Genomic DNA, 24,163 nt, shown 5'->3' with positions numbered 1-24,163 from the left:
GGGGCCTGCGGGATGTCGGCCGCGACTGCGTCCGGCCCCTGCGCGACGGAGCGGGCGGGGTCAGGACGCCTCGTCAGAGCATTCCGGTGCGGCCGGCCGAGGGACGGCCGCCGAGCCTTTCGATCTGCTCCTCGGCCTGTGCGATCCGGTCCGCCTGATAGGCGTCGGGCGTGCTGTCGTTCCGGAGCCAGAAGACTGCCTCGATATAGAGGTCCCTGGCGCGGCCCGCGCGCCCCTGCTGCTCGGCGAGCCGGGCCTGCCGGACGAAGTCCTCGAAGACGAGTGCGTCGCGCTCGGCGCGCAGCACGATGACGGCCTTCTCGATCACGGAGGCATCGTCGACGATGTCCTTCAGCGCCTGAAGCCGTTCGATGGCCCTGGCGTAGGGGCGGCTCATGGCATTGGGCGTAGTGGCATCCCGGGCGCGTTCGCGCGCCTCGAACCAGTGATCGCGGACGGACTGTTCGATCGTGTCCGTCCTGACCTGTTCCAGCTCGGCCATCAGGGCCGCAGCGTCGATGCCCTGGAAGCTCAGGCCGGAATAGGACTGGAGCGTGCGGCAGTGGTCCATCGACTGGCTGATGGCGGCGAGCTGGTCCTCGACCCTGCGCGCCCTGGTCCGCCGTTCGGTCGCGGCCGCGATGCCCTGGATGGCTGCGGCGATGACCGGGGCGTGCTCAGCCGAGCAATGGTGGCAGAGCCCGAGACTGTCATAGGTCAGGAACTGGCTCGCGGTGCCGCAATGGATGCAAGCGGTCATCTGGCTCCTCCGGGCGGGTCGTCTCTGCGCCAGGCCGCCCGGCGACGGCTGCCTGCCGACGGGCGGTTCACGGCGGGTGCCCTTACGCGCCCACTCTCTCTCCTGCAGCGATCGTCGGCGGGGCGGCGTTCAACTGCTCCACCGCGAAGCCAGCGGCCGCCCGGTAGCCGGCCATGAAGGCGGCGCGCTCGTCGGGCGGGATGACGTCGTCGATATTGTCGAACGTGCCACCGCAGCGTTCGTCGACGAGGTTGAGCAGGCCGAAGGGGCCGGCACCGCGGTTGCGCAGCACGAGCTGCGAGATGGGGCCGCAGAGCTTCTGGTCAAAGGCGGAAAGTGCCGCCGGCGTGGCGCCGTGCGCGACCATGGCCGCGCCGAGCACGCGGGCATCGACGATGGCCTGGCTCGCACCGTTGGAGCCTGTCGGATACATGGCATGGGCCGCATCGCCGAGCAGGACGACCGGTCCGTCCTGCCAGGTGGGAACCGGATCGCGGTCGATCATCGGGTTCTCGTAGGCACTGTCCGCGCCGCCGATGAGCGCGGGCACGTCCAGCCAGTCCCAGGTCCAGCCATCGAAATGGTGGATGAAGTCGGCGGTGGCCACCTCACGGAACCAGCCGGTCTGTTTCCAGCCCTCGGACCCGTCGAGCGTGACCTCCGCGATCCAGTTGATCTCGGCGAGGCCGGTTTGCGGATCGGGATGGGAGATCGGGTAGAACACCACCCGGTGGCGGTGGGTGCCGAGACCGACGAAGGAGGCGCCGGAGCGGATCGGCCTGGCCCGCGTCGTGCCGCGCCACATCAGCGCGCCGCCCCAGTGGATGGGGGGCTGGGCCGGGTGCATCTGCGCCCGCACGGCCGAGTGGATGCCGTCGGCGCCGATCAGCAGCGATCCGTCCAGGCTGGAACGGCTGCCATCGGCCGCGTCGATCGTCACCCTTACGCCGTCCGGCCGGGTCTCGTAGCCAGCGACGCGGCAGCCGAGCCTGACGGCCTGCGCGCCCGCGCGCGCGATCAGCGTGCGGTAGAGCAGCATGTGGAAATGGCCGCGATGGACGGCATATTGCGGCCAGCGATAGCCGGCGAGGCGGCCGCGCGGCTCGGAATAGACATCGTTGCCGTTCAGCCCGACGAGCGCCCATTCGCGGGCCGGCACGCCCACCTGATCGAGCGCGTCCTCGCCGATGCCGAGATCGGCAAGCTCGCGCACGGCGTTGGGCTGCAGGTTGATGCCGACGCCAAGCGGGCGCATCTCGCGCGCCGCCTCGAGGACGAGGCAGGGCACGCCGATCTGGTGCAGCGTCAGGGCGGTCGCGAGCCCGCCGATGCCGCCGCCGGCGATGATGACAGGTGTATGCGCCATGAGCCCGCCCGTTCCGCTGGATGCCCAAGGGCTTTAGCGGTCCTTGGGGCCGGCCGGCAAGCCGTCGTTCGGGCAGGGGCGCCCGCGTCGGCCCCCCTGCCGCGACTTGCGAGGGCCCTGGATCAGCTCTGGCCGCCGGCCGACACGACGATCTCGTTGCCGTTGCACAGGTTCTGGCGGGCCAGCGTGCGGCGCTGCTTGCCATCGACCGTGAACTCCGCGGTCACGTCGAACAGGCACTGGCGGCTGCGGGCGATGCGGCCGGTATAATGGTCGCCCTGCATCATCACCCACTGGTCGAGCAGGTCGGCGCCCTGGCGGCGGTTGCCGGCCGGCGTCACGCGCAGCGCGAAGATGGTCGCGCTTGAGCGGTTGACAATCCGGTAGAGCGCCACGCCCTCGCGCGGGGCCGGGGCGTCCGCCGCGATTTCGATCAGCTCGATCGTCTCCTGGGCGCAGAAGTCGTGGCCGAGCCGGACGAACTCGTTGCCCTCCTCGAAGGTGATGCGCACGTCGTAGTGGCAGGTGCTGTCGGCGACGCGCCAGCGCATCGTGGCGCCGGTGTTCATGCGCTCGTTCTGGAGGCGGTTCCGCCCCCAGCTGTCGCTGCCGGTGGGCGCGAACTGGACGACCAGTGCCTTGTGCGGAACGCGGTTGGTGAAGGCGATGGCGGCCGCGCCGCGGCTCGCGGGGTTTTCCGCCGCCGGCAGGCCGGGAATGCGGGCCGCGCCATGGCCGGCCTCCATCCTGCGGCGCATGTCGGGCGGCACCTGCTGCATGGCCCGGTCGATCTCCGACTGGACATTGGGCATTCCGGGCACGTTGGGGATGCCGGCGGGTGCCTGGGCGAGGGCCGGGCCGGCGAGGAGCGCGGCGGCGAGGGCAGGAGCGGCGAGGCGGGCGACGATGGTGCTGGCGGTCATTGATGGGTCCCTTCCGATGGCGCCTGTCTGACGCCATCCGATTGCCCCGTTGTGCCTGGCCGAAGGGAACCGTGTTTCGATTGCTTCGTTGGCCGAAACAGCCTGGCTGGGCCCGCAGGCTCCGGGTGAAGCCGGCCGTCATGGCCGGTTCAGCTTCACTCGGGCTTGATCGCGGCACGCCGCACGAGGAGGAGCGAGAATGACCCTGCCCAACACCACCCGCCGGCAGGTCGTCCTGGCCGGCCTTGCAACCTTCCTTGCCGCCGCTGCCCTGACCACGGGAGAGGCCGCCGCCCAGGGGCGTGGCTGGGGTCCTGACGGTATGGGTCCGCCGGGCCAGCGGCGCGGTTGGGTTCCGCCCGGCCATCGCCGGCGGGGCGGGCCGCCCGGCTGGTCGCGCAGCCGCGGTCGTGGCCGCCGCCGGGGGCCGCCGCCGGGCCGCGGCTGGCGTCGCTGGAGCCTACTGGACTGGTTCCGGCCCGCGGCATGATCGCTGCCGGCCGCGGCGACCGGGTCTTGCCCCGTCAGATGATGCGGGTCTTCCGGTCGCCCCAGTACCGGTCGCGCAGGGTCTTCTTGTAGAGCTTGCCGGTCGGCAGGCGCGGCAACTCGTCCATGAAGTCCACCGTGCGGGGGCATTTCTGGACCGACAGGTGCTCCTTGCAGAAGGCGATCAGCTCGGCCTCCAGCTCCGGCCCCGGCGCATGGCCGGGCATGGGCTGGATCACGGCCTTCACCTCCTCGCCGAGATCCTCGTTCGGCACGCCGAAAACGGCGGCATCGGCGACCTTGGGATGGGTGATGAGCAGGTTCTCGGTCTCCTGCGGGTAGATGTTGACCCCGCCCGAGATAATCATGAACGAGGCCCGGTCGGTCAGGTGAAGGAAGCCGTCGTCGTCGACATAGCCGACATCGCCCACCGTCGACATGGTGCCGTCGGGCGAGAGCGCCTGGGCCGTGCGGTCGGGATCGTTGAAATATTCGAACGGCGTCGCCGTCTTGAACCAGATCTGGCCGGGCTCGCCCTTCGGGACCGGCTTCATCTCGTCGTCGAGGATGTGCAGGTCGCCGAGCAGGACCTTGCCGACCGTGCCGCGATGGGCGAGCCATTCATGGCTGTCGCAGGCGGTGAAGCCGAGCCCCTCGGTCGCCCCGTAATATTCGTGGATGATCGGCCCCCACCAGTCGATCATCTGCTCCTTGACCTGGGCCGGGCAGGGGGCCGCGGCATGGATGGCGATCTCGAGCGAGGACAGGTCGTATTTGCGGCGGACCTCCTCGGGCAGCTTCAGCATGCGCGAGAACATGGTCGGCACGAGCTGGGTATGGGTCACCCGGTATCGCTCGATCAGGGCCAGATAGTCTTCGGGGTCGAACCTCTCCATGATGATGGCCGTGCCGCCCCTGCGGATCGTCAGGTTCACGGCCGCCTGGGGCGCCGAGTGATAGAGCGGGGCGGGCGAGAGGTAGATCATGCCCTCGCGGTAGTGCCAGAGCTTCGTCAGGAACTGGAACAGCGGTGTCTGGTGCTCCGGCGGCTCGTCGGGAATGGGCCTGAGAATGCCTTTCGGCCGGCCGGTCGTGCCCGATGAATAGAGCATGGCCATGCCGAGGCGCTCGTCGGGGATCGGCGTGTCGGGAAAGGCGGCCAGGGCCTCGTCGAGATTGAGGATCGTGCCGCCATCGCCCGGCCCGTCGACGACCAGGCACAGCGAGACGCGGGGCACGATGGCCATGGCCTCGCGGGCGACATCCAGCCTGGCGGACGAGGTGATGAGGATCTGCGACTGGCTGTTGTCGAGGATATAGGCCAGTTCGTCGGCCTTCAGGAAGGAGTTGATGCAGGTATAGTAGAGCCCCGTCCGGTCGCCGGCGCCGCAGGTTTCCAGATAGCGGTTGTTGTTCTCCATGAAGATGGCGAAATGGTCGCGCGCCTTGAGGCCGCGGGCCCGCAGGAGATGGGCCAGCCGGTTGGTGCGCCTCTCCAGTTCGCCATAGCTCAGGGTCTGGCCGGTCCCGGCCATGATGAAGGCGGTGTGATCGGGATTTGCGCGCGCCTGGACGCCGGGATACATGACCGATCTCCGCTTCGATATGCGGTCCGGACGCAGACCCTCTCGCGCCGCAATGGCGACGTCTGGCCGGCCGGGCCTGCTGGCAAGGAAAATGGGGGCAGGCGGTCGCCCGCCCCCGTCGTCTGGACTCAGACGCTCTCGTTGGAGAGCACTTCGCCGAACAGTTCGAAGCTCTCGCCCTTCACCCGGGCAAGACGGACGGCCTGGATCGGGTAGAAGTCGGTCGGGCTGGTGTTGATCTTGATGCCGGGGAGCAGCAGCGGCGCCTCGAAATTCTTGAGGTTGGCCGCTTCCTTCATGACGTTCTCGCGCGTCAGGTTGTCGCCGGCCTGGCGCAGCGTCTGCAGCAGGGTGTGCGAGCAGCAATAGCCGTAGTTGTGGACGTCGTCCTTGAGGTTGGCGTTCGGCATGTACTTGGCCATGAAGGCCAGGAACGCCGTCACGTCGGCGGCACCCCTCCACTGCGGGTCGTTGATGTCCTTGCGGTAGAGAGCGGTGACGATGTCCTGCGAGGCCGGGATGCCGGCCGGGCCGAACACCGTGCCAAACGACGAGGACACGTTGTTCAGGTAGTGGACCGGCTTCCAGGCGATCTCCGCCGCCTTCCGGATCGCCTGCGCGGCGAATTTCGGCGTGGTGATGTTGAAGAACACGTCGGCGCCGGAGTTCTTCAGCTGGATCATCTGGCTGTCGACGGTCGGGTCGGTGACCTCGTAGGTCGAGAGCTGGACAATCTTGCGCTCGTTGGCCGTGCCGAGGCCCTGCTTGAAGCCGTTGAAGTAGTCCTTGCCGTAGTCGTCGTTCTGCATGAGAACGCCGATCTTGGCATCGGGCTTGGTCGCCAGGATGTGCTTGGCGTAGATGGCACCCTCGGTCACGTAGTCGGGCTGCCAGCCGATGGTCCAGGGGAACTGGCGCGGATTGCCCCACTTGGATGCGCCGGTGGCGACGAAGAGCTGCGGCACCTTGCGGGTGTTCAGGTAGCGCTGGATGGCCGTGTTCGACGGCGTGCCGAGCGGGTTGAACACGAGCAGGACCTTGTCTTCCTCGACCAGCTTGCGGACCATTTCCACCGCCTTGGGCGGCGAGTAGCCGTCGTCATAGGTGATGAAGTTGATCTTGCGGCCGTTGATGCCGCCGGCCTCGTTGACCATCTTGGCGACCGCCTCGTGGGTCCGGCCGATATTGCCGTAGGCCGAGGCATTGCCCGAATAGGGCATGATGTTGCCGATCTTGATCTCGCTGTCGCTGGCGCCGTCGTCGTAGCGCTTCTGGGCGATGGCGGGTGCGAAGGGCGCAGCCGCCAGGACGCCGAGGCCTGCAATGACCGTCCTGCGTTTGATGCCAGTCATGGGTTTATCCTCCGGTTGTTGGGTTCTCGGGTGTTTGAGACCGCATGATCGGGCGCCCCACGGCGCCTCTTGTTGAAGAAGGTCCGGCGCTCAGCCCGCCCTCTTGTTCTTCAGCTTCGCCCACAGCAGGGCGAGACCGCCGGCAACGCCGCCGGGCATGACATAGATCAGCACGATGATGGTGATGCCGTAGAGGGTCCAGGGCTGCAGCTCGAGCGGCAGGTTGATCGCATGCGTCACCTTCTTCGTGAGGGCGTCGGCATATTTCTCGATGAACTGCACGAAGATGCCGCCGATCACCGCGCCGGGCAGCGAGGCGATTCCGCCGACCACCGCGCCGACCAGGATGGCGATGGACAGCTCGAAGCGGAAGCTGTCCGGCGAGACGAACTCGAAGATGATGGCGTGAAGCGCGCCGGCGATGCCGACATACATGGCGCTGATGCCGAACACCGTCGCCTTGTAGCGCGAGGTGTCGATGCCCATGGTGCTGGCGGCCATGGTGTGGTCGCGGATCGCGACCATGGCCCGGCCGGGCCGCGAGTTGAGCAGGTTGCGGGCCATCCAGAACAGCACGACCGCGACGATCAGCACCACCAGATACATCCACTGGTCGCCCGACAGGGGCAGGCCGAAGGGCGCATCGGGCTTGATCAGGCTGACGCCCATCACGCCGTTGGTCAGCGGCTCCAGGTGCCGGTATTTCAGGATCTGCGGCACCGCGATGGCGAGCGCGAAGGTGGCGAGCGCCAGATAATGGCCCTCCAGTCTCAGCGCGGGCAGTCCGAACAGGTAGCCGACGACGAAGCAGAACAGCGCCGCGATCGGCAGGGCCAGCCAGTAATTGACCGAATACTGGTCGATGAGGATGGCGGCCGTATAGGCGCCGACGGCGAAGAACGCGCCGTGGCCGAGCGAGATCTGGCCGTTGAAGCCGGTCAGCAGGTTGAGGCCCAGCACGGCGATCGCATAGACGATCATCAGGCTCAGCTGCAGGAACGTGAAGTTCGAGATGTAGCCGCTCCGGCCGACCAGAAAGGGCAGGGCCGCGGCGAGGATGAGCATGCCGAACAGCAGGATGCGTCCGACATTCGCCGTGAAGTCCCGGCCGACGGGCTGCGTCGAGGTGATCGCGGTCACGGTGCTACACCCTCTTCACGGTGTGGTGGCCGAACAGGCCGGCAGGCTTGAGCGTGAGGATGGTGATGACGATGATCAGCGCCACCGACAGCTTCTCGCCATTGCCGATGATGTAGATGCCGAAGGTCTTCTCGGTGAGGTTGCCGAAATAGGCGACGAGGTTCTCCAGCACACCCACGAGGAAGCCGCCGAACACCGCCCCGCCGGGGCTGGAAATGCCGCCCACCAGCGCCCCGGCAAAGCCGTAGAGCAGGATGGAGGCCATCATGTTGGGCTCCAGATAGACGACCGGGGCGACCATGGCGCCGGCGACCGCGCCGATGGAGGCGGCCAGACCCCAGCCGAGCGCCAGCATCCAGTCGACCTTGACGCCGACCAGCCGCGCCGAGACCGGGTTCTGTGCCGCCGCGCGCATGGCAAGCCCCAGCGGCGTGAACCGGAAGAAGGCGAACAGGGCAAAGAGCATCAGGAGCGAGACCGCGATCATGCCGATCTGGTGCGGGCCGATGAAGCCGGAGCCGGCGAAGGTCACGGAGGGGAACGGCGAGGGGAAGGTCTTGATCGTGTGGGTCCAGATGCCGCCGGCCAGCGAGTGGAAGATGGCGAGCAGCCCGATGAACACCACGACGATCGATAGAATGGATGATCCGTGCAGGGGTCTGAGGATCACCCTCTCGATCGACATGCCGAGGATGAACGAGAACATGATGGTGAAGCCGAGCGCCGGCCAGAAGGGAAAGCCCCACTGGATCAGCTGCCAGCACACATAGGTCGAGAACATCGCCATCTCGCCCTGGGCGAAGTTGAGATGGTCGGTGGCGGTGTAGATCATCACCAGGGCCAGCGCGAGAAGCGCGTAGATGGCGCCATTGGCAAGTCCCGAGGCGATCTGCTGGATGAGCTGTTCCATGCCTGGGCTGTTCCTTCAGTATCCGAGATAGGACTTGCGGATGCCTTCGTCGTTCTTCAGGTCGGATGAGGATCCGGCCATGACGACCCGGCCCGTCTCCAGCACGTAGCCGGTGGTCGACAGTTCGAGCGCCAGCGTCGCGTTCTGCTCGACGAGCAGCATGGAGACGCCCTCCTCGGCGTTGATGCGGCGCATGATGTGGAAGATTTCCTGGACGATGAGCGGGGCGAGGCCGAAGGACGGCTCGTCCAGCAGCATCAGTCGGGGCCCCAGCATCAGGGCGCGCGAGATGGCCAGCATCTGCTGCTCGCCGCCCGACAGCGTGCCGGCCTGCTGGTGGAGGCGCTCCTTCAGGCGGGGGAAATAGGTGAAGACCATGTCGAGGTCGCGCGGCACGCCCGACTTGTCGCGCCGGCCGTAGGAGGCGATCTTGAGGTTCTCCTCCACCGACAGCGAGACGAAGGTGCCGCGGCCCTCGGGAACGTGGGCGACGCCGAGGCGCACGATGTCCTCGGTGGCCATCTGGTTGATCGGCTGGCCGTCGAGGCGGATGTCGCCGTCGCGTCGGACCATGCCGCAGATGGCGCGCAGCGTGGTGGTCTTGCCGGCGCCGTTGGCACCGAGCAGCGTGGTGATCCCGCCCTTGTCGAGCGCAAAATCCACCCCGTGGAGAGCTTTCGTCTGGCCGTAATAGGCACTCAGCCCCTTGATCTCGAGCAGCGCCATGGTCAGGCCCCCGTGCCGAGATAGGCGCGGATCACTTCCGGGTCGCGCTGGACCTCGGCGGGCGTGCCGTCGGCGATCTTCTTGCCGAAGTCGATCGCCACGACCTTGTCGGAGACCGACATGACCAGGCTCATGTGATGCTCGACCAGCAGGGTCGTGACCTTTTGCAGGTCGCGCACCCGCCGGATCTGTTCCTTCAGCACGTCGATCTCGTCGTGGTTGAGACCGGCTGCCGGCTCGTCCAGCAGCAGCAGCTTCGGGTGGGCGGCGAGCGCACGGGCGAGTTCCACGCGCTTGCGGATGGGGAAGGGCAGGGGGCCGGCGGGCATCGCGGCGAAGGGCTCGATGTCCATGAAGGCGATGAGTTCGCGGGCCCGCTCCTCGATGCGCTTTTCCTCCTCGGCGACCCCGGCAAGGCGCAGGGTCGAGCGGATGAAGCCGGCCGAGGTCTGGCTGTGGCAGCCGACCTTGACGTTGTCGAGAACCGACATGCGGTCGAACAGCGCGACATTCTGAAAGGTGCGCCCCATGCCGATGGACGCGATGGCATGCCGGGGCGCGTTCATGATCGAACGGCCCTCGAACAGGATGTCGCCCTCGTTGGGAATGTAGAGGCGGCTCAGGCAGTTGAAGAGCGTGGTCTTGCCTGCACCGTTGGGGCCGATCAGCCCGACGATCTGGCCGGGATGCACATCGAACGAGATGCCGTTCAGCGCGATGATGCCGCCAAACCGAACCGAGATGTCGCGAACCGCCAGCATGGGCGAGGGGTCAGCATGGCGATCAATCGCCTGCACGCTATCGACGGCTGTCATGCAGCAGACGTCCTCCCTGGAATTGGGCCGCGTTTTTGGAATGGCCCTTATGCTTTGTATGCATGTGACCAGAAACGTCCGTGCGCCGCAACGGCTCATCGCCCTACGAAACGGCGTTTCACCCGAAAGGGGGATGGTGCGGGGGCGGCCGCCACGGGCCGCAACAGGGCGCAACCGTCTGCAATGGTCCGGCGCGGCGGCGCGGTGTTCCCTGAACCTGTCGGCAAGCCGCCGATACTCATGAACACGGGCCGCGGTCTGCGGCCCCTCCGCCAGGAGCGACCGCCATGCCCAAGTCCTCTCACATGACCGCCGGCAGCATCGCATTCTCCTCCCGGTCCGCCGGTGCGCCGCGCAAGATCTCCCTCGACCGCAAGGCCGGCAAGGACGTCCTCGCCCGCTCGGCCAAGGGCAAGACCTTCAGCCAGGGCTGGGCCCGCGCCTTCCTGCGCGAGGGGCTCTGATCCGTGCTTCGATGACGACGGAAGCCCGGCTCACTCAGAGCCGGAACAGCGGCCTCAGGCGCGCGCCGAGCCAGTTGCCCGGCAAGGCCGCCGCGATCCACAGCCAGCCGTGCAGGCTGCCCGAGGCGATCCCCGAGAAATAGGCGCTGACATTGCAGCCGGTCGCCATGATGGCGCCGAAGCCGAGCAGCAGCCCGCCGATCACCGAGGCGGCCAGCGGCGCGAGGCCGATGCGCCAGACCGGCGCGAACCGCCCGGCAAGGGCTGCCGCGGCCAGCGCTCCCACGACAATGCCGATATTCATGACCGAGGTGATGTCGGCGAACAGCCGCCGGTGCAGCAGATCGGCGCGGGTCGGCTCCTCCCAGAACGCCCAGAAGGCCGGATCGTCGAGGCCGAGCCGCTCGATGCCCCAGGAGCCCCAGAGCGCGAAGGCCTGCGTGATGCCCCACGGCCGGCCAGCCAGCAGGAGCGTGGCAAAGTTCAGCAGCGCGAGCGCCAGCGCGGCCCACGCATAGGGCCAGGGACCGGTCAGGAACGCCCGGCCCCGGCGGGCAAACAGAGGTTCGAGATCCCCGTGCCGGGCCTTCTCGCGGCGGGTCACGACCCAGGCGACGAGTGCCAGAGGCGCAAGGCTGACGACGAGGGCCGGCGCGAGGCCCAGGCTGTCGAGCAGCGAGATGCCGGGCAGCGAAGGCAGGCCGCTCCAGCTCTCGACGGTGTAGGCCGCGCCGGTGGCGCCGAGGACGAAGAAGGCGAGGGTCACGATCATGCGCGTGCCGCCGCCGGCAACCGTGTAGAGCGTGCCCGAGCCGCATCCTCCGCCAAGCTGCATGCCGATGCCGAACAGGAAGGCGCCGATCGCCACCTCGAGGCCGAGCGGGAAGACGAAGCCGCGCACCGGCTGGCCGAGCACCGAGCCGGCGGCAAGCGCCGGCAGGAACAGGATGAGCGCCGTGGCGAGCATCAGCATCTGCGCGCGAACGTGGGCGCTGCGGCCGGTCTCGAAAAGGGTCCGGAACCCGGACGTGAAGCCGAAGGCCGCGTGGTAGAGCGACAGGCCGAGCCCGGCGCCGACCAGCCAGAGGGCGGCCATGCGCCAGCCGGCGGTCTGACCGGCCAGGACTGCGCCGATGACGATCAGCAGGGCCGCTGCGAGGGTGACCACCGGCTGGCCCGGCAGGACCCGGCGGCGCGGTCTGGAGAGTGTCGCGGTCGTGGCGAAATCGGTCATGGTCCGAACGGGTCCGGCGGGTGGTCGTGAGCGGGTGCCCGGGCCTTCCGGCGGGCGGATTGCCCCTCTCTGTCGCCTCTAGAAGGCATGCCGTTCGGTCGATTCAAAGGGGTCGGAAAAGAAAAGACCGTGGCAACTGTCCGGCTGGCCCGGCCTGGCAACCACATCCTTCACGATGCCGTATCCGTGGACGATCATTCTCCGGGTGCTGCGCACGAGGGGCACCCTTGGGATGGACATTCCGTCATGACCGTCGTGCTCAAGGCGCGATTGCGGCGCGCCGCCGCCCGGCTAGGATGGCGGGATGTCCGTTGATGCCGGGGTCGCAGAAGTCCCGGGCGGCGGGCGAGGAAACAGCCATCCGCGAGGGGAATCCTGGATGACCACCCGGCTCGATCCGGTCGACGTTGTCATCGTCGGCGCCGGCTTTTCAGGCGCCGCCTTCGCCTGGCGACTGTCGCAGCGTCGTCCCGGCCTGAAGATCGCGCTGCTCGACCGCGGCGGGCCGGTCGATCGTGCCGCCATGCCGGTCGGCCATGACGGCTGGCAGCGCCAGTTGCAGGGAGCATGGGCAGCCTCGCCGAATCTCAGGATCGCGGCCGGCGGCAATCCGTTCTCGGCCGACTATCCGGTCGATGACAGCGACTCGGCCTTCAAGCCGCTGATGTGGAACGGCCTCGGCGGCTCGACGATCAACTGGGCCGCGCATTTCCCGCGCTTCCATCCGTCCGACTTCCGCACGCGCAGCCTCGATGGCGTCGGCGACGACTGGCCGTTCGCCTACGCCGATCTCGAGCCCTATTACGACCTGAACGATGCCCGCATGGGCATTTCCGGCCTGCATGGCGACACTGCCTATCCGCTCAAGCCCGAGCGCCCGATGCCGCCGCTCGCGCCGGGGCGGACGGGGCGCATTGCCGCCGCCGCCCTCGACCGGCTGGGCTGGCACTGGTGGCCGGTGGACGCGGCCATCAACACGGCGGCCCATGGCGGCCGCGCCGGCTGCAATTATTGCGCTTCCTGCGTTGCCGGCTGCCCGCGCGATGCCAAAGCCAGCGTCGATGTCACCTATCTCGCCGATGCCGCCGCGCAGGGTGTCGACATCCGGCCCCATTGCATCGTGCTGCAGGTGGAGATGGAGGCCGGTGCGGCGCGCGGCGTCCGCTACCGCGATCGCGACGGGCGCGAGGTGGTCCAGCCGGCCGGCGAGGTGGTGGTGGCGGGCAATGGCATCGGCACGACCCGGCTCCTGATGGCCTCCGGCCTGTCGGCCCCGGCCCTCGGGCGAAACCTGATGTTCCATGGCGGCGCCTATATCCGCGGCTTCTTCGACACGGAGCTGGACGGGCCGGTCGGGCCGAACGGCTGCACCATCTACAGCCACCAGTTCTACGAGACCGATCCGGCCCGCGGCTTTGCGCGCGGCGTGCATCTGCAGATCACCCGCGAGAACCCGCTGCTGGCCCAGGCCGCCCGCCTCGACCGGCCGTGGGGACGGGCCGCCCACCGGGCGGTCAGGGCCGAGTTCGGCCGCTCCATGACGGTTCTCGTGCTGAACGAAGACCTGCCGGAGGCGCATAACCGCGTGGAACTGACAGACCGGACGGAGACGGACGGCCTGCCGGGCGTCAAGCTGCACTACCGGGTCTCGGAGCACACGCGCAAGGCGCTCGATTTCGGCCTCGACCGGGCGGAGGAGCTTCTGCGCGAGGCCGGTGCGACCACCATCGTCCGCTTCGACATCGCGCCCTTCACCGGCTGGCACCTTCTGGGAACGGCGCGGATGGGCACCGATCCGGCCACATCGGTCACCGACGGGCAGGGACGGGTTCACGGCATGTCCGGCCTGAGGGTGGTGGACGGGAGCCTGTTTCCGACGGTGGCGGCGGTCAATCCCGGCTCGACCATTGGCGCGGTGGCGCTGAAGCTCGCCGACGACATGGCAGCCGATCTGGCAGGAGAGGCCGCATGAACCCGCTGACCGGACTGTCCGATGCCTTTCTCGACCGGGTGATCGACACGCTGCTGCCGGGCGAGGCGGAGGGCGATCATGCGCGCCCGCTTCCGCCGGCGACCGGCATCGGGCTCGCCGGTCGGACCTATGCCGCCGGCCATGGCGCCATGTTCGCAGCGATCGCGGAAACAGCCGGCGGCGAGGCGGTCTTCCTCAAGGCCGATGCCGACCAGCGCGAGGCCGTGCTGGCGGCGGTCGAGGCGGGGGCCCTCGTCGCCTTCCGCAATCTCGTCAACACGGTGCTGGCCGACTACTACGAACACGCCGATGTGCTGGCCGCCTTCGCGCAGCGCAGCACGCCGCCGCAGCCGCAGGGCCATGTCGTGGCCGGCGCCGATTCGGCCATGGCGGAGGCGCTGGAGCGGGTGAAGGCGCGCGGACCGCTCTGGCGCCGCTGACCCTAGCGGTGGCCGTTGCCGATGATGACGGGCTGGCCGCAATTGCGATGGCCGGCCTCGGCACAGACATAGGACCGCGATGACGCCCGCAAATGGTCGAAGACCAGATAGGTCGCAACCCCCAGAACGGCGACGATCAGCAGGCCGGCAATGTTCTGGCGGGCGCGCACGCGCTCGTCCCAGGCGTTGAAACCGGGCTTTTCCGGCTCTCCGCGCCGATATTCCGCGCTCCAGGTGGGCGGGCGCCTCAACAGAGCCGGCCTGGAATCGCCCCCCGTGCTGCCGTCGCCGCTCATGCGCCAGGTCTCGCGTCCGCCGGGGCCTGCATGGTTCAGGTGCCCGGACCAGACGACAATCTAGCCTGTTCCGCCGGGCCGGTCGAATGACGGTTTGGCGAGGGTTCGGGCCCGATGGTGCGGGCGCTGAACTGGTAAGCTGCGCTGCGGCATGGCATCAGGGGCACGCCACGACCGAAACGGAGCTGATGAGCATCCCTGTTGCCCGCCGCCTGACCTTTCTCCTGACCGGCTACGAGCCGCTCGGCCCGGAGGCGCATTACCGGCGCTTCGCCAGGGAGATCGGCCGTTTTCGCGCCACCTGGCAGGTGGAGGCGAAGGTCGGCGAACTGGTGCAGCCCGAAGGCCGTCCACTGGCCAGCTGGACGGTCGAGGCCTCCGGACCGGACTGGCGGACGGTGTCCGAGATCCGGCTGCTGCGCTGGGACGATATCGTGGCCGAGGACATGACGTCGCCGGTCTGGCGACGGCTCATCGGCTATCTGGGGGCGGCCGCCGACATGGCCGTCACGGGCACCTTCATTCGCTATTGGCTGGCCTACTGGCGCTATGCGCTGTTTGCGGCCTATCCGGCGGTGCTTCTGCTGGTTGCCGCCGGCCTGGCCTTTGCCGGCGCGCGGATGTGGGCGGCCTTCGGCATTCCTGGCGGGACGGCCGGTGCCGTCGTTGCGGGCCTTGCCCTGTTCGCCGGGCTGATCCTGTTTGCCGGCAAGCGGATGCATCTCGACTACATGCTCAGCGACTGGATCTTCGCCCGCGACATGATCCGGCGGCGACGCCCGTCCATCGAGGCGCGTGCGGCTGCCTTTGCCGGGGAGATCGCCGGTGCCCTGCGGGCCGGCGAGGCGGACGAGGTGGTGGTCATCGGCCACAGCCTGGGTGCGGCCTGGATGGTCGAGGCGCTTGGCAGGGCCCTGGCCGATCACCCGGACCTTGCGACGCGCGGGCCGCCGCTCGGCCTGTGCGGGCTCGGCTCCTCGACGCTGAAGATCGCGTTGCACCCGGCGGCCGGCTGGCTGCGCGAGAGCGTGCGCCGCATCGCCAATACCCCGGCCATCACCTGGGCGGAATATGACAGCCACGTCGACTTCATCTGCTTCTACAAGAACAACACGGTGACGGCGCTTCGCATCGAGGCGGCGTCGCAGCCGGTGCGGCGGGCCATCCGCCTGTCACGCATGCTCTCGACCGATACCTGGCATCGGTTCCGCGGCAATCTGCTGCGGATTCACCGGCAATATGTGATGGGAAACGAGCGACGCTATGCCTACGACTTCCACATGATCGCCTGCGGCCCCTTCCGATTCGCCGATATCGTGACGCACGGGGATGACCTGCCCGAGGCTCTCGGCCCGGATGGCTCGCTGGGCCGCGCCGCGCGCCGACTTGGCGCCCCGGCTGAGGAGACTGCCCCCCGATGACCCGCTTCGCCGCCCAGATCATCTTCCTCATCGGCGTGTTCGGCTGGGGCGCCATCCGCTTCCCCCACGAGGTGAAGAACAAGCGGAAGAACCGGATCAGCGAAAGCCAGGTCGATGGCCGCGAGCGGCTCCTGCTGATCGTGTCGCTGTTCGGCCTTGGCCTCCTGCCCATGGCCTATTGTCTCGTTCCGGGCCGCTTCGTCTTCCTCGCCTTCGCCGATTACGGGTTCTTTCCCGCCCAGGCCTGGCTGGGGGCGGCGGTCTTCGCCGGTGCGCTCGCGCTGTTCCTGGCGACCCATCGCCAGCTCGGCCGCAACTGGTCGCAGACGCTGGAACTGCGCGAGGGCCATACGCTGGTGACCCACGGTGTCTATCGCCTCGTGCGCCACCCCATGTATTCGGCCTTCTTCCTGTGGGGGCTGGCCCAGGCCCTGCTGCTGCAGAACTGGATCGCCGGTCCCGCCGGCCTTCTCGGCTTCGGGCTGCTCTATGCCTTCCGGGTCGGGCGCGAGGAGGCGATGATGCGCGCTGCCTTTGGCGAGGCCTATGCCGCCTACGAGGCACGCACCCGCCGGATCGTGCCCTTCCTCCACTGACCTGCGCCGGCCCGGATCGCGCCTGACAGGGTCGCGACAATTGCGCAACACCTCGCCCGGACCGCATGCGGACGCGGAACCGAATGCGATGCCGCGGCATTGACAGGCCGGGTCCTGATCCGTTCAGACTGGCTTAACCGTAATGGGGGCAGTTTGCTTCGCGGATTGGCGCGCGCCGGCCGGCGGACTTGATATCGGGACTTGAGGCAGACCCATGGGGATCGCATCGCGCTTCGCTGCTCTGGGACTCTTGCTTGCGGGCATCGGCCTCGCGGGCTGCCAGACCACGGCCCAGACCAGTGGCGATAGCGGCGCGGTCCAGATGGCCCGCGAGGCCATGGCGCGCGGCGATATGCTGTCGTCGGCGCCGGTTCGCGGCCGGGCGCAGCAGATCGCTCCGCGCATCTACCTCATCCGGGGCCTTGCGAACGTCTTCTCCCAGGGCATGGACGACCTGGCCGCCAAGCTGCGCGCCAGGGGCTACAATGCCACCGTCCATGAATATGGCACCTGGAACAGCATCGCCGCCGAGATCGTCGCCAACCAGCGGGCCTCGGCAGGGCGTCACCGGGCGGTCGTGATCGGTCATTCGCTCGGCGCCAATGCTGTGACCGATATCGTCAACGCGGTCGGCCGGAACGGCGCTACGGTGGCCCTGGCGGTCGCCTTCGATCCGACGGTGCGCCAGCAACTGGCCGGCGGCGCGCAGCGCTACGTCAACTTCTTCCAGTCGAACAACGGCTGGGGCGCCTCGATCACGGCCGCGCCCGGCTTTCGCGGCCGGCTCGAGAATATCGACCTGCGCCAGCAGGGGTCGCTCTCGCATTTCAACATCGAGAAGGACCCGCGCCTCCACGCCCAGGTCATCGGCTGGGTCGGTCAGGCGGTCGGCGTCAGGGGACGCAGGGTGGCGTCCCGCTGACGGGAGAAGGCGTCACGCCCGTTCAGGCCGCCGCGCGCTGGTAGTCCTTGACGCTGGCGAAGGTGATGTCCGGAGCCCGCTCCTCCTCATAGCGCAGCGAAAAGGCCGAGGAGGCCATGTAGACCGGCGCGCCGTCCAGATCGTGCGCCATGGATGAGCCATGGCTGTCGATGAAGGCGTTCAGCTTCTGTGCGTCATCCGACATGATCCAGCGGCAGACAGAGAACTGGCAGGGATCGAAATCGACCGGCAGGCCATATTCCGCCGACAGCCGCTCCTTGAGCACGTCGAGCTGCAGCGCCCCCACAACCCCGACAATGGCCGGCGAGCCGTCATGGGGGATGAAAAGCTGGACCACGCCTTCCTCGCCCATCTGCTGCAGCGCCTCGCGCAGCTTCTTGGCCTTCATGGCATCCTTCAGCTTGACCCTTCGGAGCTGCTCGGGCGCAAAGCTCGGCACGCCCTTGAAGACGATGTCCTCGCCATCGGTCAGCGTGTCGCCGATCCGCAGCGTGCCGTGGTTGGGGATGCCGACAATGTCGCCGGCATAGGCTTCTTCCGCCAGCTGGCGGTCCTTGGCGAAGAAGAACTGCGGCGCATTCAGCGGCATGGGCTTGCCGGTGCGCACCAGCTTCGCCTTCATGCCGCGCGCCAGCTTGCCTGAGCACACACGCAGGAAGGCGATGCGGTCGCGATGGTTGGGGTCCATGTTCGCCTGGATCTTGAACACGAAGCCGCTCATCTTCGGCTCGTCGGCCAGCACGGTCCGGCTCTCGGCGACCTGGGCGCGGGGCGGCGGCGCATAGGCGATGAGCGCGTCGATCAGGTCGCGGACGCCGAAATTGCGCAAGGCCGAGCCGAAATAGACCGGCGTCAGGTGGCCTTCGCGATAGCTGTCGAGGTCGAAGGGTTTGGCCCCTTCCTTGGCCAGCATAGCGCTCTCCCGCCACTCGTCGGCGCCGTGAGGCAGCAGTTCGTCGAAGAGGCCTGCCTCGGGACCGTTGACCTTGATGGGCTCGCCGTCATGGTCGATGCGGCGCACATGGTTGTGGACGAGATCATAGGTGCCGGCGAATTCGCGCCCGACCCCGATCGGCCAGGTCATCGGCACGGTGTCGAGGGCAAGCGCCTTCTCGACATCGTCCATCAGGTCGAAGGGGTCGCGGCTCTCGCGGTCCATCTTGTTGACGAAGGTGATGATCGGGATGTCGCGCAGGCGGCAGACCTCGACCAGCTTGCGGGTGCGGTCCTCGACGCCCTTGGCGCCGTCGATCACCATGATGGCGCTGTCGACGGCGGTCAGCGTCCGGTAGGTGTCCTCCGAGAAGTCCTCGTGGCCCGGCGTGTCCAGAAGATTGAAGACGCAGCCGCCATATTCGAAGGTCATCACCGAGGTGACCACCGAGATGCCGCGCTGACGCTCGATGGCCATCCAGTCGGAGGAGGTCTGCCGGCGGCCCTGCTTGGCCTTCACCTCGCCGGCGAGCTGGATGGCGCCGCCGAACAGCAGCAGCTTCTCGGTCAGCGTGGTCTTGCCGGCGTCCGGGTGCGAGATGATCGCGAAGGTGCGCCGGCGCGAGGCGGGGCTGCCGGAGCCGTTCGGGGCATTCGGGAGGGGGGCGGTGGTGACAGAGGCGCTCATGGGCGCGGTTTAGCGGCGGCGGGCTTGCCCGGTCAACCGATGCCGGTGCCCTCCGTCCGAAGCGCAGGATCGTCCGGCCAGGGGTAGAGCCGAAAACCGGTGAAGGACGGGCAGGCGGCCATCGCTGTCCGGAGCGGTTCCGGCAGCGCCCCCGGCGACCGGGCGGAAGGCTCAGGCCGGCCGGCCCATTCGATCACCAGCGCGCCTGTCGGCCGATCCGATCCGCCCGTCGGGGCATCCCGTGTCCGGCGCAGCAGGCGGACGGTTCCGGCGCCCTGCGCGAGGAGGCGCGTCTCGCCGCCCGATCCAAGCCAGTCCGCGGCGAGGGCAAAGGCCGCGGGATCGGCGCCGAACCGCCAGACCGTCAGCCAGTCGCAGGCGATGGGCGCATCGTCGCCGACCTCGGTCCCTGAGGGGAAAGGCACATGAACATAGGGCGTGCGGCGGTTGGCGATCGCCGGCATGAAGGCGGGCAGGTGGGGGTCGGCAGCGGCAAGCCGGCGATAGCGGGCGAAGCGGGCGCTCTCGAAGACGGACCAGTCGCCGGCCTGGTAGATGTCGACGATCTCCATCTCGCCGTCCACGGCCTGATAGGAGGTGCAGGTGGTGAAGCCCGCCTCGTAGAGATGCGGCGCATGGACATGGGCATACCAGTCGATGAAGGTCGCCCGGTTGCGGGGGCGGTCTGCGGCCGGGAGGTCGATCTCGACGATATAGACAAGGGGCTGCGCCATGCTCGCCTCGCGGGCTGTGTCGGGGCCATGCGAAGGCCTGCCATTGCCGCCGTCAAGGCATGCGCTGGTGCGATGGCCTGCGCGCGGAACATCATTGCTTTCCCGGCCGCGCTCGCTCTACCGTCGCGAACTGTCCAGCTTGGGGGAAGACCATGACGAAGTTCCTGCAGGGATTGGCCACGCTGGCGTGGCTCGGATTGGGCGGCCTTGCGGCCCAGGCGCAGGCCCCGACGCTGCCCGCCGGCCCGCCGGTCGCCATCCAGATGGTGACGCAGCTGTCGCCGTCGATCCCGCAATATACCAAGGTGGACATCCCGATGCTCCGCGAGGCGCTGCCGCAGCGCTCCGGCGGTCGCATCCGGGTGACGCTGGCAAGCTGGCCGGAGCGCAACCTGACCGGTCCCGATCTCATCCGCGTGCTGCGCTCGGGCCAGATCGACCTCGCCGGCATGGCGCTGCCGACGGTGGCCGGCGACGTGCCGCTGCTCGATATCATCGACATGTCGGGCCAGAACCCCTCCCACGAGCAGGGCCGGCGCATCGCCCATGCCATGCTGCCGATCCTCAACAAGGAGCTGGAGCGGTTCAACGTCCGCATCGTCGCCTTCTATCCCTTCCCCGGGCAGGTGCTGTTCTGCCGCGAACCGGTCACCAACCTCGCGGACCTGCGGGGCCGGCGCGTGCGCACGCCGGGCGGTTCGCAGAACGACTTCATCCAGTCCATCGGCGGCCAGCCTGTCGCCATCGGCTTCCCCGAGGTCTATGGCGCGCTGGAGCGCGGCGTCGTTGACTGCGCGGTGACCGGAACCGCCACCGGCAACGGTGCCCGCTGGTACGAGGTGACGCGTCATCTCTACACGCTGCCGATCCAGTGGGGCGTTGCCGCCTATGCGGTGAACCTGGCCTGGTGGAACCGGCTCGACCCGCCGGTGCGCGAGTTCCTGCAGGCCTACATGAACGAGGTCGAGGAAGCGCAATGGAAGCTCGGCGCCGAGCTCACCGAGGACGGCATCCAGTGCAATTCCGGCAATGCCGCCGGCTGCAAGATCGGCCATGTCGTGACCAACCGGCCGATGACGGTGACGCGCGAGACGCCGGCGGATGTCGCCCTGCTGCGCGAGGCCCTGCAGAAGGTGGTGCTGCCGGCCTTCGTGCGCCGCTGCGGCGCGCGCTGCGGCGAGATCTACAACGAGATCGTCTCGCCGATCAGCGGCATCCGCTACACGGCGCAGTGACCGCATGATCCGCCTCATCGATGCCGCCGCCTTCCAGGCCGTGCCCTGGAAGAACGGCGGCGGCACCGCCACCGACATCGCCGTCAGCCTCGCCGCAGACGGCGAAGTCGCCTGGCGCGTCGGCACGGCGGCGATCCGCAGGGACGGGCCGTTCTCCGACTATGACGGCGTGACACGCACCTTCACCATCGTGGAGGGGCCGGGTGTCCATCTCGATTTTGCGGGAGAGGGCACCCGAACGCTCGACCGCGACCAGCCGACGCGCTTCGCCGGCGCTCCGGCCCCGTTCTGCCGGTTACGCGACGGGCAGTCGGCCACTGCCTTCAACCTGCTGACGGGAGACGGTCTGGCCGCCGGGGACGTCGCCATCCATCACGGTCGCGGCGCTGCGGAGCCGGTCGCAGCTGCGCCGGTCGTCGTGCTCCTCGCGCTGGAGGCGGACTGGACCCTCACGGCCGATGGCGAGACGGTGGTCGTGCCGGAGGGCGCGGCGGCGCAGGTCGATGGGGCTGGGACGATCACGGTTGCCTCCGCTCCCGGCGGTCGGGCGGCCGTGGCGTCGATCAGGCCCGGCTGAGCGCTTCTCACCCGATCGCCACGATCTCCACCTCGCCGCCGGCCACCAAAGCCACGTCGCCGACTGCCTTGCCCATCAGGGCGCGGGCCACCGGCGAGACATGGGAGATGGTGCCCTTGGCCGGTTCGGCCTCGTCCTCGCCGACGATGCGGAAGGTCTGGCGGCGGCCATCATCGCGGTCGAAGGTGACGCGGCTGCCGAAATGCACGCGGTCGGTGTCGGGGGGCGGTGGCACGACCTGGGCGCTGGCGTGGCGCGCCGCGTAGTAGCGGGCGTCGCGGCTCGCCCGGGCCAGGGCGAGGCCGGTGCCATCCTCGCCGGCCTCCCGGGCCGCGGTCACCGCGGCGCGCGCAGCCTCCAGCGCCGCTTCGAGCATGGCGAGCCCTTCCGGCGTCACCAGGTTTGGATGGGGCGAGATCGGCCGGTCCTGAAGATTGGCCTCGGTGCCGTCGCGGTCGTTTTCCTTGGTGAAGGCGACGCTCATGGCGGGCAGCCTCCTCTCGCTTCATGCTTGTGGACGGGTGGTTCGCGCGGCAAAAGACGTGGCCTCGCCCCGCAGACCGGGGAGATGGCGACTGGCTGGCCTCGCTGCAACCTTGACACTCCGCCGCCGGGACCGTATAGCCCGCGCCTTCTCTTATTCGACGCACCGTCCGTCGGGTCTCCCGATCCCCGGTGCTCGCCTCATTCAGGGATCGCCGCCATGAAGGTCCGCAACTCGCTCAAGTCGCTGCGCGGCCGCCACCGCGATAACCAGATCGTGCGCCGCAAGGGCCGCGTCTACATCATCAACAAGACCCAGAAGCGCTTCAAGGCGCGTCAGGGCTGATCGAACGGGCGTCTTCACGCGCCTTTCATCGCAAGACCATTGACCGCCGGCGAGGCGTGGACCACCCTCTGGTCCATGACTCGCACGGCGGTTTTTCTCTGTCTGACGCTTGCGGCTGCCACGCCGGCCGCAGCGCAGATCACCGGGCCTTCTCCCGCCCCCGCGCCTCCGGCGCAGGCTCCCCAGGGGCCCGCCGCCGCGCCGGGCAATGTCACGGCGCCCGGCCTCGAGGCCCATCGCGCGCGCCGGCTGGATGAACTGTACTCACGCCTGCGCGATGCCGAAACGCCCGCCCAGGCGCGCGTCCTCGAACGCGAGATTGCCGCCACGCTGGCGCGGACCGATTCCGACACGACTCTGCTCCTGATGGTGCGCGCGACCCAGGCCGCGCAGATGCAGCAGCCCGATCTCGCCCTGTCGCTGCTGGAGACCATCATCGATCTCTATCCGGGCTATGTGGAGGCCTGGAGCCGGCGGGCCATGGTCCACATGTCGCGCAACGAATACGGGCGCGCCATGTCCGACATCGAGCATGTGCTGCGGCTGGAACCCCGGCACTATTCGGTGATGGTCGGGCTCGGCATGATGCTGCAGCAGATCGGCCAGGAGACGCGGGCGCTGACCGTGTTCCGCAAGGTGCTTGAGATCAATCCGCATGCCGAGCGGATCCCCGACATCATCCGGCGCCTGGAGCCGAAGGTTGACGGCCAGCGGCTATGAGGCGGCCGCACAGGCAAACTGCTGCGGGATCTCGGACGTAAAACGGGCATGAGCCTTCCCCTCGTCCCGCTGATGGCCGGACTGGCCGTGCCTGCCGTTCTCGGGACGTGGACGGCCATCCGCACGCGCACCATCACCCGCACCTATCCTCCGGAAGGCCGGTTCGTCGCGACGCGCGCCGGACGCCTGCATCTTGTCGAGCGTGGCAGCGGAACGCCGGTGCTGTTCCTTCACGGGGCGAGCGGCAATGCGCGGGTCTGGGAGCCGGCGCTGGGCAACCGGCTGGACGGGCTCGGCCGGGCGCTGCTGGTGGATCGCCCCGGACACGGGTTCAGCGAGCGCCGTGCGGGGCGCGCCGGCGGCCGGCTCGGCCACCAAGGCGACGCCATGATCGACGTGCTGGATGCGCTCGGCGAGCAGCGGGCGGTCGTGGTGGCCCATTCCTGGGCCGGGGCGCTTGCCTGCCGCATGGCGCTCGACCATCCGGACCGGGTGGCGGGGCTCGTGCTGATCGCGCCTGCGACCCATCCCTGGCCGGGCGGTGTGCACTGGTACTACCGGCTGGCGGCAATGCCGGTCATCGGCCCTCTGTTCGCATGGACCGTGGTCCTGCCAGCCGGCGAGGCTTGGATGGCGCGCAGTGTCCAGGGCGTCTTCGCGCCGCAGGCCGTCGATCCCGACTATGCGCATGCGGCGGCCATCCCGCTGGTGCTGCGGCCGCCCCAGTTCATCGCCAATGCCGTGGATTGCGTCCTGCTCCACGAGGAGGTGACGGCGCAGGCGCCGCGCTATCCGTCCATCCGCTGCCCGGTGACCGTGATCTCCGGCACCAGCGACAGCGTGGTCTGGACCCACCTGCATTCGCAAGGCCTTGCCCGCGACATCGCGCAGACCCGCCTCATCCTGCTCGACGATGTCGGCCACGGGCCGCACCATGCCGCGCCGGACCTGGTCGTGGAGGCGATCGGCGCCATGGCCGGGACGGCATCGGTGCCGCCCGCGGTTCCGGCCTGA

Annotated in this window: 26 protein-coding genes; 12 read left to right on the top strand and 14 right to left on the bottom strand. The window is 68.7% G+C overall.

Annotation, left to right across the window (positions count from 1 at the left end; genetic code table 11):
- Positions 1-73 precede the first annotated feature (73 nt).
- From ACTIFS_RS12310 to ACTIFS_RS12300, 3 genes are all read right to left on the bottom strand, one after another.
- Positions 74-760 carry a hypothetical protein gene (locus ACTIFS_RS12310; RefSeq protein WP_439574400.1) on the bottom strand — a complete coding sequence of 229 codons (687 nt, stop codon included), beginning with the start codon at positions 758-760 and terminating at the stop codon, positions 74-76.
- Between the two features lie 82 nt (positions 761-842).
- Entirely contained in the window at positions 843-2,126 is a 1,284-nt protein-coding gene (locus ACTIFS_RS12305) for a flavin-dependent oxidoreductase (protein ID WP_439574399.1), read from the bottom strand.
- Between the two features lie 122 nt (positions 2,127-2,248).
- Positions 2,249-3,049, bottom strand: a complete 801-nt coding sequence (locus tag ACTIFS_RS12300) for a hypothetical protein (RefSeq protein WP_439574398.1) — start codon at positions 3,047-3,049, stop codon at positions 2,249-2,251.
- 199 nt (positions 3,050-3,248) lie between these two features.
- Between ACTIFS_RS12300 and ACTIFS_RS12295 the strand changes: the two genes are divergently transcribed.
- Positions 3,249-3,539, top strand: a complete 291-nt coding sequence (locus ACTIFS_RS12295) for a hypothetical protein (protein WP_439574397.1) — start codon at positions 3,249-3,251, stop codon at positions 3,537-3,539.
- Positions 3,540-3,573: 34 nt separating this feature from the next.
- Here the strand turns inward: ACTIFS_RS12295 and ACTIFS_RS12290 are convergent, their stop codons facing one another.
- From ACTIFS_RS12290 to ACTIFS_RS12265, 6 genes are all read right to left on the bottom strand, one after another.
- On the bottom strand, positions 3,574-5,124 hold the full coding sequence (locus tag ACTIFS_RS12290) for an AMP-binding protein (RefSeq protein ID WP_439574396.1): 1,551 nt from the start codon (positions 5,122-5,124) through the stop codon (positions 3,574-3,576).
- 128 nt (positions 5,125-5,252) lie between these two features.
- Positions 5,253-6,476: an ABC transporter substrate-binding protein gene (locus ACTIFS_RS12285; RefSeq protein WP_439574395.1), complete on the bottom strand. Its 1,224-nt coding sequence runs from the start codon at positions 6,474-6,476 to the stop codon at positions 5,253-5,255.
- A gap of 90 nt (positions 6,477-6,566) precedes the next feature.
- The gene (locus tag ACTIFS_RS12280) at positions 6,567-7,616 is read right to left on the bottom strand and encodes a branched-chain amino acid ABC transporter permease (protein ID WP_439574394.1); all 1,050 of its coding nucleotides are present in this window, start codon (positions 7,614-7,616) and stop codon (positions 6,567-6,569) included.
- 4 nt (positions 7,617-7,620) lie between these two features.
- Positions 7,621-8,526 carry a branched-chain amino acid ABC transporter permease gene (locus ACTIFS_RS12275; protein WP_439574393.1) on the bottom strand — a complete coding sequence of 302 codons (906 nt, stop codon included), beginning with the start codon at positions 8,524-8,526 and terminating at the stop codon, positions 7,621-7,623.
- Between the two features lie 15 nt (positions 8,527-8,541).
- On the bottom strand, positions 8,542-9,252 hold the full coding sequence (locus tag ACTIFS_RS12270; protein WP_439574392.1) for an ABC transporter ATP-binding protein: 711 nt from the start codon (positions 9,250-9,252) through the stop codon (positions 8,542-8,544).
- Positions 9,253-9,254: 2 nt separating this feature from the next.
- Positions 9,255-10,067 carry an ABC transporter ATP-binding protein gene (locus tag ACTIFS_RS12265; protein WP_439574391.1) on the bottom strand — a complete coding sequence of 271 codons (813 nt, stop codon included), beginning with the start codon at positions 10,065-10,067 and terminating at the stop codon, positions 9,255-9,257.
- 287 nt (positions 10,068-10,354) lie between these two features.
- Here ACTIFS_RS12265 and ACTIFS_RS12260 point away from each other — a divergent pair, with 287 nt between their 5' ends.
- A complete protein-coding gene (locus ACTIFS_RS12260) occupies positions 10,355-10,531 on the top strand; it encodes a hypothetical protein (protein ID WP_439574390.1) in 177 nt (58 codons plus the stop codon).
- A 34-nt stretch (positions 10,532-10,565) separates the two neighbouring features.
- On the opposite strand, the gene ACTIFS_RS12255 is transcribed toward ACTIFS_RS12260, so the two are convergent.
- Positions 10,566-11,765 carry a YeeE/YedE family protein gene (locus tag ACTIFS_RS12255; protein WP_439574389.1) on the bottom strand — a complete coding sequence of 400 codons (1,200 nt, stop codon included), beginning with the start codon at positions 11,763-11,765 and terminating at the stop codon, positions 10,566-10,568.
- A gap of 379 nt (positions 11,766-12,144) precedes the next feature.
- Here ACTIFS_RS12255 and ACTIFS_RS12250 point away from each other — a divergent pair, with 379 nt between their 5' ends.
- Positions 12,145-13,737 carry a GMC family oxidoreductase gene (locus tag ACTIFS_RS12250; RefSeq protein ID WP_439574388.1) on the top strand — a complete coding sequence of 531 codons (1,593 nt, stop codon included), beginning with the start codon at positions 12,145-12,147 and terminating at the stop codon, positions 13,735-13,737.
- A complete protein-coding gene (locus ACTIFS_RS12245; RefSeq protein WP_439574387.1) occupies positions 13,734-14,177 on the top strand; it encodes a hypothetical protein in 444 nt (147 codons plus the stop codon). The genes ACTIFS_RS12250 and ACTIFS_RS12245 overlap by 4 nt, the downstream gene beginning before the upstream one ends.
- Before the next feature lie 2 nt (positions 14,178-14,179).
- Here ACTIFS_RS12245 and ACTIFS_RS12240 read toward each other — a convergent pair whose 3' ends face one another.
- Positions 14,180-14,473, bottom strand: coding sequence for a hypothetical protein (locus ACTIFS_RS12240; protein ID WP_439574386.1), 294 nt, complete (start codon positions 14,471-14,473; stop codon positions 14,180-14,182).
- 188 nt (positions 14,474-14,661) lie between these two features.
- Here ACTIFS_RS12240 and ACTIFS_RS12235 point away from each other — a divergent pair, with 188 nt between their 5' ends.
- From ACTIFS_RS12235 to ACTIFS_RS12225, 3 genes are all read left to right on the top strand, one after another.
- On the top strand, positions 14,662-15,894 hold the full coding sequence (locus ACTIFS_RS12235; protein WP_439574385.1) for a hypothetical protein: 1,233 nt from the start codon (positions 14,662-14,664) through the stop codon (positions 15,892-15,894).
- A complete protein-coding gene (locus ACTIFS_RS12230) occupies positions 15,891-16,490 on the top strand; it encodes a protein-S-isoprenylcysteine O-methyltransferase (protein WP_439574384.1) in 600 nt (199 codons plus the stop codon). The genes ACTIFS_RS12235 and ACTIFS_RS12230 overlap by 4 nt, the downstream gene beginning before the upstream one ends.
- 214 nt (positions 16,491-16,704) lie before the next feature.
- Entirely contained in the window at positions 16,705-17,412 is a 708-nt protein-coding gene (locus tag ACTIFS_RS12225; protein WP_439574383.1) for a hypothetical protein, read from the top strand.
- Between the two features lie 22 nt (positions 17,413-17,434).
- Here ACTIFS_RS12225 and ACTIFS_RS12220 read toward each other — a convergent pair whose 3' ends face one another.
- Together ACTIFS_RS12220 and ACTIFS_RS12215 are read right to left on the bottom strand one after the other, a co-directional pair.
- Positions 17,435-19,054: a peptide chain release factor 3 gene (locus tag ACTIFS_RS12220; RefSeq protein WP_439574382.1), complete on the bottom strand. Its 1,620-nt coding sequence runs from the start codon at positions 19,052-19,054 to the stop codon at positions 17,435-17,437.
- A 32-nt stretch (positions 19,055-19,086) separates the two neighbouring features.
- Positions 19,087-19,788: a hypothetical protein gene (locus tag ACTIFS_RS12215; RefSeq protein WP_439574381.1), complete on the bottom strand. Its 702-nt coding sequence runs from the start codon at positions 19,786-19,788 to the stop codon at positions 19,087-19,089.
- 152 nt (positions 19,789-19,940) lie between these two features.
- Here ACTIFS_RS12215 and ACTIFS_RS12210 point away from each other — a divergent pair, with 152 nt between their 5' ends.
- Positions 19,941-21,023, top strand: coding sequence for a TRAP transporter substrate-binding protein (locus ACTIFS_RS12210; protein ID WP_439574380.1), 1,083 nt, complete (start codon positions 19,941-19,943; stop codon positions 21,021-21,023).
- 4 nt (positions 21,024-21,027) lie between these two features.
- On the top strand, positions 21,028-21,600 hold the full coding sequence (locus ACTIFS_RS12205; RefSeq protein ID WP_439574379.1) for a HutD/Ves family protein: 573 nt from the start codon (positions 21,028-21,030) through the stop codon (positions 21,598-21,600).
- Positions 21,601-21,607: 7 nt separating this feature from the next.
- Here the strand turns inward: ACTIFS_RS12205 and greA are convergent, their stop codons facing one another.
- A complete protein-coding gene (gene greA, locus ACTIFS_RS12200) occupies positions 21,608-22,084 on the bottom strand; it encodes a transcription elongation factor GreA (RefSeq protein ID WP_439574378.1) in 477 nt (158 codons plus the stop codon).
- Between the two features lie 219 nt (positions 22,085-22,303).
- Here greA and ykgO point away from each other — a divergent pair, with 219 nt between their 5' ends.
- The 3 genes from ykgO to ACTIFS_RS12185 all read left to right on the top strand — a co-directional run bounded on the left by ykgO (position 22,304) and on the right by ACTIFS_RS12185 (position 24,163).
- Positions 22,304-22,429 (top strand): type B 50S ribosomal protein L36, encoded by a 126-nt coding sequence (gene ykgO, locus ACTIFS_RS12195; protein ID WP_293419845.1) that lies wholly within the window; start codon positions 22,304-22,306, stop codon positions 22,427-22,429.
- Between the two features lie 75 nt (positions 22,430-22,504).
- A complete protein-coding gene (locus tag ACTIFS_RS12190; RefSeq protein WP_439574377.1) occupies positions 22,505-23,149 on the top strand; it encodes a hypothetical protein in 645 nt (214 codons plus the stop codon).
- Between the two features lie 48 nt (positions 23,150-23,197).
- On the top strand, positions 23,198-24,163 hold the full coding sequence (locus ACTIFS_RS12185; RefSeq protein WP_439574376.1) for an alpha/beta fold hydrolase: 966 nt from the start codon (positions 23,198-23,200) through the stop codon (positions 24,161-24,163).

The sequence above is a fragment of the Phreatobacter sp. genome, from assembly GCF_051860605.1.
Lineage (GTDB): Bacteria > Pseudomonadota > Alphaproteobacteria > Rhizobiales > Phreatobacteraceae > Phreatobacter.
Note: the sequence above shows the minus strand (reverse complement) of the source record. Positions and strands in the feature narration are given on the sequence as shown.